This is a genomic window from Hydrogenophaga sp. UC242_50, assembly GCF_042697355.1.
In the GTDB taxonomy this organism is placed as follows: Bacteria; Pseudomonadota; Gammaproteobacteria; order Burkholderiales; family Burkholderiaceae_C; genus Hydrogenophaga.
Genome location: NZ_CP170553.1, coordinates 1,226,014 through 1,242,776, shown reverse-complemented (window position 1 = coordinate 1,242,776; position 16,763 = coordinate 1,226,014). Strand labels below are relative to the sequence as shown.

The 16,763-nt window shown below is 68.2% G+C and carries 11 protein-coding genes and 3 pseudogenes; 10 read left to right on the top strand and 4 right to left on the bottom strand.

Translation table 11 applies throughout. The features are described from left to right. Position 1: 1 nt before the first annotated feature. The 3 genes and pseudogenes from secD to ACFJGX_RS06285 form a co-directional block, all read right to left on the bottom strand. A pseudogene (secD, locus tag ACFJGX_RS06295) lies at positions 2-1,875 on the bottom strand (protein translocase subunit SecD). Positions 1,876-1,968: 93 nt separating this feature from the next. Then, positions 1,969-2,295 (bottom strand): preprotein translocase subunit YajC, encoded by a 327-nt coding sequence (gene yajC / locus ACFJGX_RS06290; protein ID WP_382328026.1) that lies wholly within the window; start codon positions 2,293-2,295, stop codon positions 1,969-1,971. A gap of 119 nt (positions 2,296-2,414) precedes the next feature. Then, a pseudogene (locus ACFJGX_RS06285) lies at positions 2,415-6,015 on the bottom strand (indolepyruvate ferredoxin oxidoreductase family protein). A gap of 181 nt (positions 6,016-6,196) precedes the next feature. On the opposite strand from ACFJGX_RS06285, the gene ACFJGX_RS06280 reads away from it, so the two are divergent. The 7 genes from ACFJGX_RS06280 (at position 6,197) to ACFJGX_RS06250 (ending at position 12,111) form a co-directional block, all read left to right on the top strand. Then, on the top strand, positions 6,197-6,700 hold the full coding sequence (locus tag ACFJGX_RS06280; protein ID WP_382325775.1) for an Lrp/AsnC family transcriptional regulator: 504 nt from the start codon (positions 6,197-6,199) through the stop codon (positions 6,698-6,700). A 207-nt stretch (positions 6,701-6,907) separates the two neighbouring features. After that, positions 6,908-7,498 (top strand): hypothetical protein, encoded by a 591-nt coding sequence (locus tag ACFJGX_RS06275; protein ID WP_382322272.1) that lies wholly within the window; start codon positions 6,908-6,910, stop codon positions 7,496-7,498. A 131-nt stretch (positions 7,499-7,629) separates the two neighbouring features. Then, positions 7,630-8,289: a hypothetical protein gene (locus ACFJGX_RS06270; protein ID WP_382153060.1), complete on the top strand. Its 660-nt coding sequence runs from the start codon at positions 7,630-7,632 to the stop codon at positions 8,287-8,289. After that, positions 8,286-8,747 carry a hypothetical protein gene (locus ACFJGX_RS06265; protein ID WP_382322273.1) on the top strand — a complete coding sequence of 154 codons (462 nt, stop codon included), beginning with the start codon at positions 8,286-8,288 and terminating at the stop codon, positions 8,745-8,747. The genes ACFJGX_RS06270 and ACFJGX_RS06265 overlap by 4 nt, the downstream gene beginning before the upstream one ends. A 7-nt stretch (positions 8,748-8,754) precedes the next feature. Continuing rightward, positions 8,755-9,573 (top strand): hypothetical protein, encoded by an 819-nt coding sequence (locus tag ACFJGX_RS06260; RefSeq protein WP_382322274.1) that lies wholly within the window; start codon positions 8,755-8,757, stop codon positions 9,571-9,573. 8 nt (positions 9,574-9,581) lie between these two features. Continuing rightward, on the top strand, positions 9,582-11,558 hold the full coding sequence (locus ACFJGX_RS06255; protein ID WP_382322275.1) for a hypothetical protein: 1,977 nt from the start codon (positions 9,582-9,584) through the stop codon (positions 11,556-11,558). An 85-nt stretch (positions 11,559-11,643) separates the two neighbouring features. Beyond that, complete coding sequence (locus ACFJGX_RS06250) at positions 11,644-12,111, top strand: hypothetical protein (protein ID WP_382328024.1); 468 nt, start codon at positions 11,644-11,646, stop codon at positions 12,109-12,111. A gap of 126 nt (positions 12,112-12,237) precedes the next feature. On the opposite strand, the gene ACFJGX_RS06245 is transcribed toward ACFJGX_RS06250, so the two are convergent. Further along, positions 12,238-12,660, bottom strand: coding sequence for a helix-turn-helix domain-containing protein (locus ACFJGX_RS06245; RefSeq protein ID WP_382322277.1), 423 nt, complete (start codon positions 12,658-12,660; stop codon positions 12,238-12,240). Positions 12,661-13,018: 358 nt separating this feature from the next. Between ACFJGX_RS06245 and ACFJGX_RS06240 the strand changes: the two are divergent. From ACFJGX_RS06240 to gmd, 3 genes and pseudogenes are all read left to right on the top strand, one after another. Then, a pseudogene (locus tag ACFJGX_RS06240) lies at positions 13,019-14,473 on the top strand (exopolysaccharide biosynthesis polyprenyl glycosylphosphotransferase); the annotation flags it as partial. A 132-nt stretch (positions 14,474-14,605) separates the two neighbouring features. Then, on the top strand, positions 14,606-15,586 hold the full coding sequence (locus ACFJGX_RS06235; protein ID WP_382322279.1) for a GDP-L-fucose synthase family protein: 981 nt from the start codon (positions 14,606-14,608) through the stop codon (positions 15,584-15,586). A gap of 19 nt (positions 15,587-15,605) precedes the next feature. Then, the gene (gene gmd / locus ACFJGX_RS06230) at positions 15,606-16,757 is read left to right on the top strand and encodes a GDP-mannose 4,6-dehydratase (RefSeq protein WP_382322280.1); all 1,152 of its coding nucleotides are present in this window, start codon (positions 15,606-15,608) and stop codon (positions 16,755-16,757) included. Positions 16,758-16,763 lie beyond the last annotated feature (6 nt).

Here is a 16,763-nt window from a genome sequence, read left to right as displayed (position 1 = left end):
ATCAGTCGGCCTTGGCCGTGGCGTTCTGGGCGTCGGGACGCCAGACGGTCCCGATGGAAACGGTCTTGAGCTTCTTCTGACGGCCGTACCAGAGGTTGACCACGCCGCGCGAGAAGAACACCGACGAGAACATGCTGGTGAGGATGCCCAGGCAGTGCACGACGGCGAAGCCGCGCACCGGGCCGGAGCCGAAGATCAGCAGCGCGATGCCCGCGATCAGCGAGGTGACGTTGGAGTCCAGGATGGTGGACCACGCGTGGTCGTAGCCCGCGTTGATCGCATCTGCGGCGAAGCGCCCCGGCGCAGTTCCTCGCGCACGCGCTCGTTGATCAGCACGTTGGAATCGATGGCCATGCCCAGGGCCAGCGCCATGGCGGCGATGCCGGGCAGGGTCAGGGTGGCCTGCAGCATGGACAGCAGCGACACCAGCAGCAGCACGTTGAAGCCCAGCGCGATGCTGGAGAACACGCCGAACAGGGCGTAGTAGATGCACATGAACACCACGATCGCGATGAAGCCCCACAGCACGCTGTGGAAACCCTTGGTGATGTTCTCGGCACCGAGGCTCGGGCCGATGGTGCGCTCTTCGATGATTTCCATCGGCGCGGCCAGCGAACCGGCGCGCAGCAGCAGCGCGGTGTCGTTGGCTTCCACCGTGGTCATGGCGCCCGAGATCTGGACCCGGCCACCGCCGATTTCGCCGCGGATCACGGGCGCGGTGACGACCTCGCCACGGCCCTTCTCGAACAGGATGATGGCCATGCGCTTGCCGACGTTCTCGCGCGTGACGTCGCGGAACACGCGCGCGCCCTTCGCGTCCAGCGTGAGGTGCACGGCCGCTTCCTGGGTCTGGCTGTCGAAGCCGGCCTGGGCATCGGTGAGGTTCTCGCCAGTCAGCAGCACTTCGCGCTTGACGACCACCGACTGGCCGCCGCGCTCCGGATAACGCTCGGCACCGAACGGCACCGGCCCGGTGCCGCGCGCGGCCGCCTGGGCTTCCATGCTCTCGTCCACCATGCGCACTTCCAGCGTGGCGGTGCGGCCCAGGATGTCCTTGGCCTTGGCCGTGTCCTGCACACCCGGCAGTTGCACGACGATGCGGTCGGCGCCCTGCTGCTGGATCACCGGCTCGGCCACGCCGAGTTCGTTGATCCGGTTGTGCAGCGTGGTGATGTTCTGCTTGAGCGCCTGCTCCTGCACGCGCCGCGCGGCTTCGGGACTGATGGTGCCCACCAGCCGGAAGTCGGCCGTCTCGGTGACCTGCAGGTCGGCGAACTGGGTGCGGATCAGGTCGCGTGCCGCGCCCAGGGTCTGGGCGTCACCGGCGCGCAGCTCGATGGTCTGGCCGCTGCGGTTGATGCCGCCATGCCGCAGGCCCTTTTCGCGCAGCAGGGTGCGCAGGTCGGTGGCGAGCACGTCGGCGCGCCGCTGCAGGGCGGCCTGCATGTCCACCTGCAGCATGAAGTGCACGCCCCCGCGCAGGTCCAGGCCCAGGTACATGGGCGAGGCGCCCAGGGAAGCGAGCCAGGCCGGTGTGCGGGGCAGCAGGTTGAGGGCCACCACATAGCTGGCATCGGCCGGATCCGGGTTGAGCGCTTTCTCCAGGGCATCGCGCGCCTTGAGCTGATCGTCGGTGCTGTCGAAGCGGGCCTTGACCGAATTGGCATCGAGCTGGATGCGCGTGCTCTGCACGTTCTGCGCCGCCAGCGCCTGCTCCACCCGAATGACCGTGCTGGGCTCGATGCGCACCGTGGACCGGGCCGCCGAGACCTGCACGGCGGGCGACTCCCCGAACAGGTTGGGCAGCGCATAAAGCGCACTGATCAGCAGGGCGACCAGGATGATCGCGTACTTCCACAGCGGGTAACGGTTCATGGTGAAGCCGGGCCTGAGGCCTGGAGTTGTTCAGCGGAGGCGAAAGCGCATTTCAAGGGCCCGGTCCGACACAGCGGCGCCGGGCCGGCTTGCTCAGACGCTCTTGATCGTGCCCTTGGGCAGCACCTGCACGACGGCGGTGCGTTGCATCTGGACTTCCATGCCGTCGGCAAGTTCCACGCCCACATAAATCTCGCCGATCTTGGACACCTTGCCCAGGAAACCACCGGCGGTGACGACTTCATCGCCCTTGCGCAGGGCCGAGACCATGGCCTTGTGCTCTTTCTGGCGCTTCATCTGGGGGCGGATCATCACGAAGTACAGCACCACGAACATCAGCACCAGGGGCAACATGCCCAGCAGGGTGGATTGGGTGTCGCCAGCGGCTGCGGCTTGGGCGTAAGCGGAGGAAATGAACACGGGAGGTCTCCAACAGGTTCGGGGTCAGGACAACGCCAAAGGCCCGGGGCCGCCTGGATGAGGCGACGCCGGGCACTCCGGACTCAACCGTCGATTGTATGCCGGGGTGGTTCCGCGGATCAGGCGACGCGGGCCAGGTTCGGCGCCGCTTCGGGCTGGCGCCATTGCTGCAGCAGGCCTTCCCGGCGGCTGCGCGCGGCGGCGAGGTGACGCTCCTTCACATCGCCAAAGCCCTTGATCTGCTCGGGAAGGCGCGCGATCTCCACCGCCAGGGCGTGGTTCGTGCTGGTCAGGCCGGTCAGCAGGGCCTCGACATCGGAGCGGTACTGCCCGATCAGGGCCCGCTCGGTGCGGCGCTCTTCGGTGCGGCCGAAGATGTCCAGCGAGGTGCCACGCAGGCCCTTGAAACGCGCCAGCAGCTTGAACACCTTGAACATGAAGGGGCCGAACGGCTGCTTGACCAGCTCGCCCCGCTCGTTCTTCTTGGCGATCAGCGGTGGGGCCAAGTGCACCTTGAGCTTGTAGTCGCCTTCGAACTGGCTGGCCAGGCGGGCGTGGAACGCCGGGTCGCTGTGCAGGCGGGCGACCTCGTACTCGTCCTTGTAGGCCATGAGCTTGAACAGGTTGCGCGCCACGGCTTCGGTCAGCGTGGTCTTGCCCAGCGAGGCTTCCGACGCGCGCACGCGGTTCACGAAGTGCCGGTACTGGTCGGCGTAGCCGGCATTCTGGTAGCCGGTGAGGAAGTCGACGCGGCGGGCGATCAGGTCGTCGAGCGAGTCGCGCTTCTTGAACTGGATCACCTGCTCGCCCGCCCCGGCCTTCTGCCACAGCGCGGCCACGGCCTGCAGGTCGTGCGCGGCGCGGCGGCCCCATTCGAAGGCCGCCTTGTTCTTGTCGATCTGCACCGCGTTGAGTTCGATGGCGCGCATCAGCGAAGCCAGCTCCAGCGGCAGCCAGCCCTTCTGCCAGGCGTAGCCCAGCATCATGGGGTTGGTGTACAGGCTGTCGCCCATCAGGCGCGTGGCCGCCGTCTCGGCGTCGAACGTGCCCACCGCATCGGCCCCCAGGCTGTGCACCAGCGCGTCCACGCAGGCCTGCGCCGGGTTCTGCCAGTCGGGGTTCTTGACGAAGGCCGCGGTGGGCGTGGCGTTCACGTTGAGCGCCACGTGCGTGCGGCCGGCGCGCAGGCGGGCCCAGGTTTCCTTGTTCGCGCTGACGATCGGGTCACAGCCCAGGATCAGGTCGGCCGACGCGGCCGACACGCGGGTGGTGCGGATGTCGTCCTGCCGTGCGCCGATGAGCACATGGCTCCAGGTCGCGCCGCCCTTCTGCGCCAGACCCGCCGCGTCCTGCGTCACGATGCCCTTGCCTTCCAGGTGCGCGGCAACACCCAGCAGCTGGCCGATGGTGATGACACCGGTGCCGCCCACGCCGGCGACGATGATGCCCCAGGCCTCCGCGTCCAGGGTGGGCAGCACGGGCAGCGGCAACGCGCCACCGGTCCATTCGAGCTTGGCCCCGCCTTTTTCCTTCTTGCGCAACTGGCCGCCTTCGACAGTGACGAAGCTCGGGCAGAAGCCCTTCACGCAGGAATAGTCCTTGTTGCAGGTGCTCTGGTTGATGGTGCGCTTGCGGCCGAATTCGGTCTCCAGTGGCTCGACGGACAGGCAGTTGGACTGCACGCCGCAGTCGCCGCAGCCTTCGCACACCAGCTCGTTGATCACCACGCGCTTGTCCGGGTCGACCATGGTGCCGCGCTTGCGGCGGCGGCGCTTCTCGGTGGCGCAGGTCTGGTCGTAGATGATGACCGTGGTGCCCTTGATCTCGCGGAACTCGCGCTGCACGGCATCGAGCGTGTCGCGGTGCTGGATCGCAATGCCCTCGGGCAGGCCCTTCACACTGTCGTACTTCTCGGGTTCGTCGGTGACGATGGTGATCTTCACCGCGCCTTCGGCGCGCATGCTCTGCGCGATCTGGACCACGCTGTGGCCTTCAGGGCGCTCGCCCACCTGCTGGCCGCCGGTCATCGCCCACGGCGTCGTTGTAGAGGATCTTGTAGGTGATGTTCACACCGGCCGCGATGCTCTGGCGCACCGCCAGCAGGCCGCTGTGGAAGTAGGTGCCGTCGCCCAGGTTGGCGAACATGTGCTGGTCGTGGCTGAAAGGCTGCTGGCCGACCCAGGGCACGCCTTCGCCGCCCATCTGGGTGAAGCCCACGGTGGCGCGGTCCATCCAGATCGTCATGAAGTGGCAGCCGATGCCGGCCATGGCGCGCGAGCCCTCGGGCACGCGCGTGCTGGTGTTGTGCGGGCAGCCCGAGCAGAACCACGGCTGGCGCTCGGCGCCGGCCACGCCCTGCGTGAGCAGGGTCTGCATCGACTGCTCCTGCGCCGTCAGGATGGCGAGCTGGGCATCGATGCGCGCCATCACGTCCTCAGGGACGCCGCCGATCTTCTTGAGGCGCTTGGCCACGGCGCGCGCGATGATGGCCGGTGAGAGGTCGGCGTTGGCGCGCAGCAGGGTGCGCGCGCTGGGGTTGGGCATGCTCCATTCGCCACCGCTGAAGTCGCCCTCGACCTCGTCGAACTTGCCCAGCACGTTCGGGCGCACGTCGGGGCGCCAGTTGTAGAGCTCTTCCTTGAGCTGGTACTCGATGACCTGGCGCTTCTCTTCCACCACCAGGATCTCGCGCAGGCCGGTGGCGAACTCGCGCGTGGTCTGCGCCTCCAGCGGCCAGACCACCGACACCTTGTGCAGGCGCAGGCCGATGCGGCGGCAGGTCTCGTCGTCCAGCCCCAGGTCCAGCAGGGCCTGGCGCGTGTCGTTGTAGGCCTTGCCGCTGGCGATCAGGCCGAAGCGGTCGTTCGGCCCGGCGATCACGTTGTGGTTGAGCTTGTTGGCGCGCACATAGGCCAGCGCGGCGTACCACTTGTAGTCGAACAGGCGGGCTTCCTGGTCGAGCGCGTGGTCGGGCCAGCGGATGTGCAGGCCACCGGGGGGCATCTCGAACTCGGGAATGACGATGTTCACGCGCCCGGGATCGATTTCGGCCGTGGCGCTGGATTCGACGATCTCCTGGATCGTCTTCATGCCGGCCCACACGCCGCTGAAGCGGCTCATCGCCAGGGCGTGCAGGCCCAGGTCCAGGATGTCCTGCACCGAGGTCGGAAAAAACACCGGCAGGCCGCAGGCCTTGAAGATGTGGTCGCTCTGGTGCGCGGCGGTGGAGCTCTTGGCGACGTGGTCGTCGCCGGCCACGGCGATCACGCCGCCCCAGGGGGTGGTGCCGGCCATGTTGGCGTGCTTGAAGACGTCGGAGCAGCGGTCCACGCCCGGGCCCTTGCCGTACCAGATGCCGAACACGCCGTCGAAGCGGTTGCTGCCCGCTGGCGCGAAGCCCAGTTGCTGGGTGCCCCAGAGCGCGGTGGCGGCCAGTTCCTCGTTCACCCCGGGCTGGAACACGATGTTCTGCGCCTTCAGGTACGGCGCCGCCTTCTGCAGCGCCTGGTCGTAGCCGCCCAGCGGCGAACCCCGGTAGCCGCTGATGAAGCCCGCGGTGTTCTTGCCCAGCAAGGCGTCTCGCTGGCGCTGCAGCATGGGCAGCTTCACCAGCGCCTGCACGCCGCTCATGAAGGCGCGACCGTGATCGAGTGCGTATTTGTCGTCGAGGGTGACCGTCTCGAGCGCGCGGCGGATGTGGTCGGGCAGGGGGGCGTTCATCGGCTTGTCTCCGTGGGGATGTGGGGCCTGCTTCGTGGGCGGGTCGTGAACGGGGTGTGCAACGGGTAGATGCACGCCTCCAGTGTGGCGCACAGTGTATGCCCCAGTGCGCGATAGGTGTTTGCGTTTCATGCCTGTTTTCACGATGATCGAGAAAGATTCATTCTCAAAACAGGCCATCATGGAAACACTCGACAAGTTTGACATCGCCATCCTGCAAGAACTGCAAAGCGACGGCCGCCTCACCAACGCCGAGCTGGCGCAACGCGTGGGCCTGTCGGCCGCACCGTGCTGGCGGCGCGTGCGGGCGCTCGAGGAGTCGGGCTTCATCCGCGGCTACCGCGCGGAGATCGACCGCGAAAAGATCGGCCTGGGCGTGCTGGCCTTCGTGCGCCTGGACGCCGACCGCAACAGCGGCGACGTCACGCGCACCCTGGAAAACGCGATCCGCCGCATCCCCGAGGTGGTGTCCTGTCATTACATCAGCGGCTCCGGCACCTTCGAGCTGCAGGTGGTCAGCCGCGACCTGAACCACTTCAGCCAGTTTGCCCGGGAGGTCCTGCTCAACCTGCCCAACGTGAAAGACCTGCACACCAGCTTCTCCCTGGGCGAGGTGAAGTCCGGCAGTGCACTTCCGTTGCAGCACCTGGTAACCAGAAGTACGAACACGGCAAAAGGTGCGTGAACTTGAGCACTTTTTTCGCCGCTCGTCTTCGTTTTTTTACCGCCGGTTAACAAAGTCGCCGTAAGTGCTTGAAAAGTGTGAAATTTTTCCTCGGCCACATATTGATCCGCGAAGTGACTTTCCGTAACATCCGCCCATCACCCACCCGTGGGCCGCGTACCTAAAAGTGCTCAGACCCCACTTCTGCACCGTCCTGAAGGAAACGTCGTGAAAAAAGCCCTGTTGCTCCAATCCGCCCTGGCGCTGGCCTTGCGCACCCCGCTGATGGCTTCGGCCGAATCCCAGCTCGTCACCGGCGCGGGCAGCGCGGTGGCCCGCCTGGACTTCCGCGTGACGATTCCCCGGGTGCTGTTCCTGGCCGTGGGCACCGGTGCCGGCGCCTTCGCGACCAACACCACGATCGACACCGTGACCTTCGACTACACCAGCAACCCGGCCGCCGTCGGCACGGGTGCGACCGCCGGCGCGGTCACCGGCAACGTGGTGCCGGTCCGCGTGGTGGGCAACAACGGCCAGGTCACCCTGGCCGCGTCCACCACCGGCGCGCTGACCAACGGCACGGCCGACACCATTCCCTGGTCCGAGATCTCGGCCACCAGCAACCTGGCCGCGCTGCCCAGCCCGGCCATTCCGAACACCGGCGCGGGCGCGGCCTCCAACGTCACGCTGTCTTCGGGCACCAAGATCACCGACCGCACGGCCAACTGGACCTTCAGCTACGCCAACTCGGCCGTGGTGGCACCCGGCACCTACGGCACGACCAACGGCCGCGTGACCTACACCGCCTCCATGCCCTGAGTCTGCGCGGCAGACCTTGAGAGGGCGGCCCCACCGCCGCCATCGGCCTCCCGGAGGGTTTGCCCCGTGCAACCCTCCGTCGCCATTTCAGGCGCCAAGCTTTTTCGGACAGCCACGGTCAGCCAGACACCATGAAGCGCACGACAACCCGATCCAGCCAGGCCCGCCTCGCGGCGGCCGCCGGCCTGGCTTTGTTGTGTCTGGCGGAAATGGCCGCCGCGCACGCCTGGTCGCTGACGATCACCTCCGGCAGCCGCCGCCTGTTCCTGCACGTGGGCAACGGCGCCATGAGCGGCACCAGCGGCACCTTGAATGGCACGGCCGGCACCAGCGGGCCCGTCAACCTGGTGCAGGTCACCGTGCCGGCGGCGCAGCTGGGCAATGGCACGGACCTGGCCATGACCAGCGACAGCACGCAGTCCACCAGCCTGTACGCCGACGGCTACACCACCTGCCCCACGCCCGCCAGCCAGGTCATGGTGGGCGCCGGCTACCGCCGCAACAGCGGCTCGGCCAACGCCACACTCACCGTCTCCTCGCCCACCAGCCTGACCAACGCGGGCGGCGACACCATTCCCTTCACCGAGATCAGCTGGACCGTGTCGGCCCCGGGCAGCGGCGCGCCCAACGTGATCCCGGCCGGCACCTTCAACGGCGGCACGCAGACGCTGGCGACGGTCCCGGGCAACACGTATTTCGAGAACTGCCACTCCTACGTCTACGCCAACAACGCGGTGCGGGCAGCCGGCACCTACAACGGCCGGGTGACCTACACCCTGAGCAGCCCATGACGGCTTTCCGACGCTTCGCCCTGGCGACGCTGTGTGGCCTGCTGACCAGTACCGCCTGGGCCAACCCGCACCGCCTGGACGACTCGCTGAGCCACACGGTGCCACCCAACGTGCAGATGCAGTGGCTGCCCCTGAAATCGGGCCAGCCCTTCGCGGGCGGCATGGAAGCCTGGCTGCGCGTCAACATCCGCATCGACACGCGCGACTGGATCGGGCGCAGCGGGCGCATCTACATGGTGCTGCCGCGCGACGAGGCCTCCACCGTGGAAGCGGTCTGGACCACCCAGGGCCGCCTGCAGGCGGGCCGGCTGGTGTCGGGCGAGCGCGCGCTGGTGCATGCCGGCCCGATCACCACCCCCACGCTGGAAGACCAGTTGCAGGTGCGCCTGCGCTCGAACGCCGACTGGCAGTCGAACAGCCGCCGCCTGAATTTCCATTTCGAACTGGATGCCGACTGATTCCGCCATGCGCCCTGCATTCCTGAGCCTCTTTCGCTGCCCCGCCCTCGCGCTGGGCGCCCTCGCCCTGGCCAGCGCCTCCCACGGCGCGTTCGCGCAGGGCTTCGCGGCCTACATCACGCCCCCGCGCTTCGAGGTGCAGGTCGCGCCCGGTCAGAACCTGCGCCAGGTGGTGGAGATCCAGCACGTGGGGCAGCAAAAAGGCAACTACCGCATCTACACCAACGACTGGACCTTCCTGCCCGACAACTCGGTGGCCTTCAGCGACGCGCTCGCCGCCGACAGCTGCCGGCCCTGGGTCGCGGTCGAGCGGCGCGAGCTGACGATCGAGCCCGGCGCGCGCTACCGCTACCGCTTCGAGATCACGCCCCCGCCGGGCACGCCGGCGCGCGAGTGCCGCTTCGCGCTGATGATCGAGGGCCTGGAGCCCGCGCGCGTGCAGGGCGACCTCAATTTCCCCGTGGGTGGCCGCATCGGCGTGATCGTGTACGCCACCATCGGCGACGCCACCCCGAAGCTGGAGATCACCGGCACCCGCGTGGCCCAGGTGGATGGCCAGCCCAGCGCCGTGGTCGAGGTGCGCAACCTGGGCAATGCCCACGGTCGCCTCGAAGGTTTCGTCAACGGCACCGACGCCAGCGGCGCGCGCTTCGAGATGGCGCCGGCCGACCTGCCCATCCTGCCGGGCGAGACGCGGCGCATCGCGATCACGCCGGTCGCCGAGAACGGCAAACCCACGCCCACGGTGCGCTTTCCGCTGACGGTCAAGGGCAACCTCGAATGGGGCAAGAACCGCCTGCCGCTGGACGCGAGCTTCGCTCCATGAGGGGGCTGGTGCCGCGCCCGTCCCATTGCCTGCTGGCGCTCCTGGGTGCATCGACCCCCTGGCTGGCGGCCTGGGCGCAGAGCGCGGCCCCACCTCCCCCCTCCCCCACCAGCGCACCCGCCTACGAAGACCGGGTGATCGAGGGCCTGCCGCCCGAACCGGCGGAGGACGCCGAGGCCTATGCCTACGACCGCCAGGGCTGGCCGCGTTTTCTGCGCCTGGAGACCCGCCTGGGCACCCAGCCCTTCGACGCGGCGCGCAAGACCCGCATCGGCTATGGCATCTACGGCCTGCTGGAGACGCCCAACCACGGCTCCCTCTCCATCGACGGCACCTACGCGCCCAGCGACAGCAGCGGCACGCTCACGCTGCGCCAGCGCGCGATGCCGCTCTCCGGCGGCTGGCTGATGAGCAACGAGCTGGGCGTGATCAACCCGCCCACGCCCGGCATCCTGCGCCTGCCCGCGCGCATCTACCTGCCTTCGGCCATCGTGCAGGGCATCAGCACCGAGTGGGAGAACCCCGGTGCCGGTCTGCAACTGCAGGCCAGCACCGGTGAACCCGGCCGGCTGGACTTCCTCCCGGCCAACGGCTTTCGCAAGCTTCCGGGCCAGCGCACCTCGTTCGGTGGGCAATGGCGCCTCAACGCGGACGGTGCGAACCCCCTGTCCCACCAGGGCTGGACGCTCGCCCTGCAGCACGAGGACGCGCGCAAGGTCTCCAACCTGGACGTGCCGCTGCAGGCCAGCGACATCGTCGACGCCAACTCCACCCTGCTGGCGCTGCGGCACGAAGGTGCCGAGCACCGCATCCAGGGCCAGGTGCTGCGCACCCAGGCCAACAACCTGAACGGCGCGCGCAGCGGCTTCTGGGTCGACGGCGAATGGGACGACGGCCCGCGCCGGCACGGCCTGGGCGCCTACCGGCTCGAGCAGGACCTGAGCTGGGCCAACCTGCCGCTGGCGAACGACCTCGTGGGCGCCTACGCGCGCACCAGCTGGCGCACGCGCCAGTGGTCGGCCGAGGGCTCGGTGGACTGGCTGGACTCGATCAGCGGGCGCAGCGGCAGCGGTTTCTTCGCCACCGGCTCGGCGCGCTGGCGCCTCAACCGCGACCACACCGTGGGCGCCGGCACCACGGTGCGCCGCTTCGACGGCGACGCCTGGAGCAGCTACGGCGACTGGCGCTTCCAGAACGGCTGGGGCCACAGCGGCCTGCGCCTGGAGTTCGTGCACAGCGACAACGAGGCCAACTCGCGCTGGCTGACCTGGGACCAGGAATGGCTGGTGCCGCAGAGCTGGGCCGTCTCCACCAGCCTGGGCACCGGCGCCTACGACGCCTACCAGGGCCGCCCCCGGGAATCGGTCTGGAGCGCCGCGCTCAGCGTGTCCGCGCCGATCACGAACAAGGCCAGCCTGCGCGGCAACCTCAACACCGAACACAGCAACACCGGGCAATCGCGCCACAGCCTCAACCTGGGCGGCCACTGGCGCATCGACCCGCGCTGGAGCGTGGAGGCCAACTACAACCGCTCCACCGGCCGCAGCCGCTTCAACCCCTCGCTGGACCCGCTGGCGCCGCCGCTGGCCATCGTGATCCCCGAGTCGGACCGCTCCTTCTACGCCGTGCTGCGCTACGAGCTCGAAGCCGGCAGCCGCAACGTGCCGCTGGGCGGCCGGGCCAGCGACGGCGGCGGCCGCATCGTCGGTACGGTGTACTTCGACGCCAACCGCAGCGGCACCCAGGAAGCCAGCGAACAGGGCGTGCCCAACGTCACCGTCTACCTGGACAACCGCTACGCCGTGCGAACCGACAGCCAGGGCCGCTTCGAATTCCCCTTCGTGGCCGGCGGCCCGCGCACCGTGAGCGTGCGCGGCGAGACGCTGCCACTGCCCTGGAACGTGGTGGACCAGGGCCAGGCCAAGGTCGACGTGCGCCTGCGGGAAAGCGCCTCTGTCAGCATTCCGGTGCAGCGCAGCGAGTGAACCCGCGCCGGGCATGCCCTTGCGGCGCGCCAGCCTTCCCCGAGCAGGGGTATTAAGTTTGGAGGAAGTGGGCCGATAGTGGGTCATGCCCCCCCACCGCCTCGCCCTCCCCGCACTGGCCGCCAGTGCCCTGATGCTGGTCCCCGCGACCAGCATCGGCGAGAGCGTGCTGGTGCCTCAGGGCAAGGCCGGCGCCTCGCTCGACTTCCGCATCGTCATCCCGCCCATCATGCGGGTCATTGAAAACAGCCACCCCCAACTGCTCGACACCGCCGACGGCAAGGCCAGCGCCGAACAACGCCTGGTGGTGATGTCCAACATGAAACGGGGCTTCTGCGTCTCGCTGCGGCGCGCCGCGCCCCAACTCGGCACCTGGGAGCTGCAAACCGCCCCACAAAGCGGCGTTCAGCTCAGCCCGGTGGCCGACGGCTACCGCCTCTGCGGCACCCGCCCGGGGCAATACACCGTGCTGCTGCAGCACCGCTTCGGCACCGGCGACAGCCGCGCCAACGCGCTTCACTGGCCGGTGCAGACCGACATCTCGGCCATTTAACCGTTCGTCGTGGCCGCTGGTCCACGAAAACGGGTTTCGGGATGTAAACCCCTCATCCGCGCGCAAACGGCCATTCAACAGGTCAATTGCTGCACTGCGCCATTTTGGTCTGCACTTATGACTTGATCACTCCGCCGCGTGCGGTTTGATGCCATTACGCTGCCACACCCGGCGGATGGTGGTGGCGCCCAGACCCAGGTAAGAGGCCAGCGTGCGCGTGCTCCACTGCGCGGCTTCGGCCGGTTGTTCGTGCAGCGTCGTGCTCACGATATGCGACTCGAGCGCCGACGTCACGCTCGGTGTGCGCCCCGAACGCGGCGCGTCCTGCAGCAGGACCTCGAGGCCGCCTTCGATGAAGCGCCGCCGCCACAAGGCCACCTGCCGCCGATCGAGCTTGACCTCGTCCGCAATGTCCTTGTTCTGCCACCCTTGCGCCGCCAGCAGGATGACGCTGGCGCGCTGCTTCACGCGGGCCTCGACCCGCCGTCCCTGGGCCAGCGTGCGCAAGGCACGCTCGGTTTTTGCATCCAGCTCGATCGCTTCGGCCACTCGCATCGCTTCACCTCCTGGCGCATTGTGAGTCCGCTCAAGAACATAAGTTCCATCAATTAAGGCGCACACCCCTCGCACGGCACTTGGCCTCGCATCGAAGCAAGGTTCAGTCCTACACAAGCCTCGTGGCTTAACTCAAAGCTCGTTACATCTCGCGCTTTTTCGTGGCCTAAAAAGAAAAGGCGAACGCAGCGCTGCATGCCTGCGAACCGTCAACGAACCCAGGGAGTGCACCTATGCCGTGCTTCAGTCACCCGTTATTCCTGTGCGCCGCGCGCGCTTTCCGAGTGCATTCCATGCACCGGCATGGGGCCCCGCCATCGGCCCGTTCCATCTTCAGCGGGCGCTGACTGACATGGCCCGCGCGCGCACCCATCCCCGGGAGAGGCCGTCACCCTCGCCCGCGCCCACCGAAGCCGGCCCGGGCGTCGTCGTCCCGCTCTACAACGAACACGACCTCGCCCGCAGCCTCACCCCCTGGGCCGATCTCGCGCGGCGCCAGCAGAAGGTCAAGGCCTGGCTGGTGCTCACCGATCTGTGCGTGCTCGCGCTGTGTTTCGTGGCGGGCCGCCTGCCCGCGTGGCTGCGCGACGAGATCAGCCTCTCGCAGGCCATGAACGTGTGGTGGGCCGCCAATGGCCACCTGCGCCTCACGCTGTTCGCCGCGGTCGCGCTGACCATGGTGAGCTGGATGTGGACCGTGCAGGGCCACTACTCGGCGCACCGCCGCAAGCCCTGGTGGGACGAGACCCGCCAGCTGATCCAGGTGATCGTGCTCGCGGCCTTGCTCGATGCCATGGTCATCTACCTCGCCAAGTGGCCGCTCTCGCGCCTGTGGACCGGCGCCACCTGGGGCCTGGTGCTCGTCCTGCTGCCGCTGTCGCGCCTGGCCGTGCGCCACGGGTTGCTGCGCGCGGGCCTGCTCGCGCAACCCTATGTGCTCATCGGCCACCCCGACGACGTGGAGAAGGCCGCGGCCGCCCTGGCCAGCGAGCCGCTGCTGGGCTACAAGCCGGTGGCTGTGGTCTGTCCCGACCCCGGCGCGCGGCTGGTCCAGCTCGGCGGCGGGCACGTCGCCGCACCGACCGCGCTGACGCCGGGCGTGCGCGAGTTCCTCGCCCGGCCCGGGCCCCACCAGCTGGTGGGCGTGCTCGGCATCCGGGACAACAACTGGCTGCGCGAACTCGCCGAGGAACTCATGCTCACGCGCGACGACCTCGTCATGGTGCCCGCGCTCGGCGGCCTGCCCATCTACGGCATGGAAGTCTCGCACTTCTTCAGCCACGACGTGCTGCTGCTGCGCGCGCGCAACAACCTCAACCGGCGCGGTCCGCAGGTGCTCAAGCGCGCGCTCGACATCGTGGGCGCCACCGCCCTGCTGGTGCTGCTCGCGCCGCTGTTTGCCTGGGTCGCCTGGCGCATCAAACGCGACGACGCGGGGCCCGCCTTCTTCGTGCAGAAGCGCGTGGGCGTGGACGGCCAGCTGTTCGACTTCATCAAGTTCCGCAGCATGGTGATGGACGCCGACGGCGCCCTGGAGCGCTGGAAGACCGAGAATCAAAAGCTCTACGTGCAGTACCTGGCCAGCAACTTCAAGCTCGCCAACGACCCGCGCATCACGAAGATCGGCCGCCTGATCCGCCGCACCAGCATCGACGAGTTGCCCCAGCTCATCAACGTGCTGCGCGGCGACATGAGCCTGGTCGGCCCGCGCCCGCTGCTGGCGCGCGAGCTGGACGAGTACGGCAAGAGCATCGCCGCCTACGGCAAGGCCCGCCCCGGCATCACCGGCCTGTGGCAGATCAGCGGCCGCAGCACCAGCACGTTCCAGCACCGCATCAACATGGACCTCTGGTACGTGCGCAAACTGGTCGCTCTGGTACGACCTCGTGATCATGCTGCGCACCGTGCGCGTGGTCCTCAGACAAGAAGGAGCCTGCTGATGAACACCCCTGACACCATTTACGTCGCCGGTCACCGCGGCATGGTCGGTTCGGCCATCGTGCGGCAGCTGCGCGCGGCCGGCCATCCCGCCAGCCACATCGTGACGCGCACGCACGCCGACCTCAACCTGACCGACCAGGCCGCCGTGCGCGCCTTCTTCGCGCGCACCAAACCGCAACAGGTCTACCTCGCCGCGGCCAAGGTCGGCGGCATCCACGCCAACAGCGTGTTCCCCGCCGACTTCATCTACCAGAACCTCATGATCGCGGCCAACGTGATCGAGGCCGCCTTCTGCAACGGCGTGCGCAAGCTGCTGTTCCTCGGCTCGAGCTGCATCTACCCCAAGCTCGCGCCGCAGCCCATGAGCGAGCACGCCCTGCTCACCGCGCCGCTGGAAGCCACCAACGAGCCCTACGCCGTGGCCAAGATCGCCGGCATCAAGCTCTGCGAAAGCTACAACCGCCAGTTCGGCGCCAGCCACGGCGTGGACTACCGCAGCGTCATGCCCACCAACCTCTATGGCCCGGGCGACAACTACCACCCCGAGAACAGCCACGTCATCCCCGCGCTGATCCGCCGCTTCCACCAGGCCCGGATGGCGGGCACGCCCGAGGTCGCCATCTGGGGCAGCGGCAAGCCGATGCGCGAGTTCCTCTACGTCGACGACATGGCCGCCGCCTGCGTGCACGTGATGAACCTGGCCAAGGCCGACTACGAGCAGCACACCCAGCCCATGCTCAGCCACATCAACGTGGGCTCCGGGTCGGACCTGACCATCGCCGAGCTCGCGCACAGCGTGGCCCGCATCACCGGCTTCGAGGGCGGCATCCGCTTCGATGCCAGCAAGCCCGACGGCACGCCCCGCAAGCTGATGGACAGCAGCCGCCTGCACAGCCTGGGCTGGCAGGCCAAGGTCGATCTCCCCGCCGGCCTGGCCCTCACGTACCAGGACTTCCTGCAGCACGCCGCCGCCCACTGACCTTCGCGAGCCCAACACCATGACCCAGAACCCGCCCATCCCCCACACCCAGCCCAAGGTCGCGCTCATCACCGGCGTCACCGGGCAGGACGGCTCCTACCTCGCCGAGCTGCTGCTCGAAAAGGGTTACATCGTGCACGGCATCAAACGCCGCAGCAGCCAGTTCAACACCCAGCGCGTGGACCACATCTACCAGGACCCGCACATCGACGACGCGCGCTTCCACCTGCACTACGGCGACCTGAGCGACACCAGCAACCTGATCCGCATCGTGCAGGAGACCCAGCCCGACGAGATCTACAACCTCGGCGCGCAAAGCCATGTGGCGGTGAGCTTCGAAAGCCCCGAATACACCTCCGACGTGGACGGCCTGGGCACGCTGCGCCTGCTCGAAGCGATCCGCATCCTCGGGCTGGAGAAGAAGACCCGCTTCTACCAGGCCAGCACCTCCGAGCTCTACGGTCTGGTGCAGGAAATCCCGCAGAAGGAAAGCACGCCCTTCTACCCGCGCAGCCCCTACGCCGTGGCCAAGCTCTACGCGTACTGGATCGTGGTGAACTACCGCGAGGCCTACGGCATGTACGCCTGCAACGGCATCCTGTTCAACCACGAATCCCCGCGCCGCGGCGAGACCTTCGTCACCCGCAAGATCACGCGCGGCCTGGCCAACATCGCCCAGGGGCTGGAGCCCTGCCTCTACATGGGCAACCTGGATTCGCTGCGCGACTGGGGCCATGCCAAGGACTACGTGCGCATGCAATGGATGATGCTGCAGCAGGCACAACCCGAAGATTTCGTCATCGCCACCGGCGTGCAGTACAGCGTGCGCCAGTTCATCGAGATGAGCGCGCGCGAGCTGGGCATCACCCTGCGCTTCGAGGGCCAGGGCGTGAACGAACAGGCCATCGTGCAGGCCGTCGAAGGCGACAAGGCGCCGGCGCTGCGGCCGGGCCAGGTGATCGTGAAGGTGGACCCGCGCTACTTCCGCCCGACCGAGGTGGAAACCCTGCTGGGCGACCCGGCCAAGGCGAAGAACACGCTGGGCTGGGTGCCCCGGATCGCGCTGCAGGACATGGTGACGGAGATGGTGGTCTCCGACCTGGCCGACGCCCAGCGCCACGCCCTGCTCAAGCACCACGGCTACGCCGTGGCCGTCTCCAGCGAACACTGAGCACCC

Excerpts from the sequence above, each read along its gene's own strand:
- ACFJGX_RS06260 (WP_382322274.1), top strand. The coding sequence starts at position 8,755 with ATGCGCCCTGCATTCCTGAGCCTCTTTCGCTGCCCCGCCCTCGCGCTG.
- gmd (WP_382322280.1), top strand. The coding sequence starts at position 15,606 with ATGACCCAGAACCCGCCCATCCCCCACACCCAGCCCAAGGTCGCGCTC.
- ACFJGX_RS06280 (WP_382325775.1), top strand. The coding sequence starts at position 6,197 with ATGGAAACACTCGACAAGTTTGACATCGCCATCCTGCAAGAACTGCAA.
- ACFJGX_RS06270 (WP_382153060.1), top strand. The coding sequence starts at position 7,630 with ATGAAGCGCACGACAACCCGATCCAGCCAGGCCCGCCTCGCGGCGGCC.
- ACFJGX_RS06235 (WP_382322279.1), top strand. The coding sequence starts at position 14,606 with ATGAACACCCCTGACACCATTTACGTCGCCGGTCACCGCGGCATGGTC.
- ACFJGX_RS06250 (WP_382328024.1), top strand. The coding sequence starts at position 11,644 with ATGCCCCCCCACCGCCTCGCCCTCCCCGCACTGGCCGCCAGTGCCCTG.
- ACFJGX_RS06265 (WP_382322273.1), top strand. The coding sequence starts at position 8,286 with ATGACGGCTTTCCGACGCTTCGCCCTGGCGACGCTGTGTGGCCTGCTG.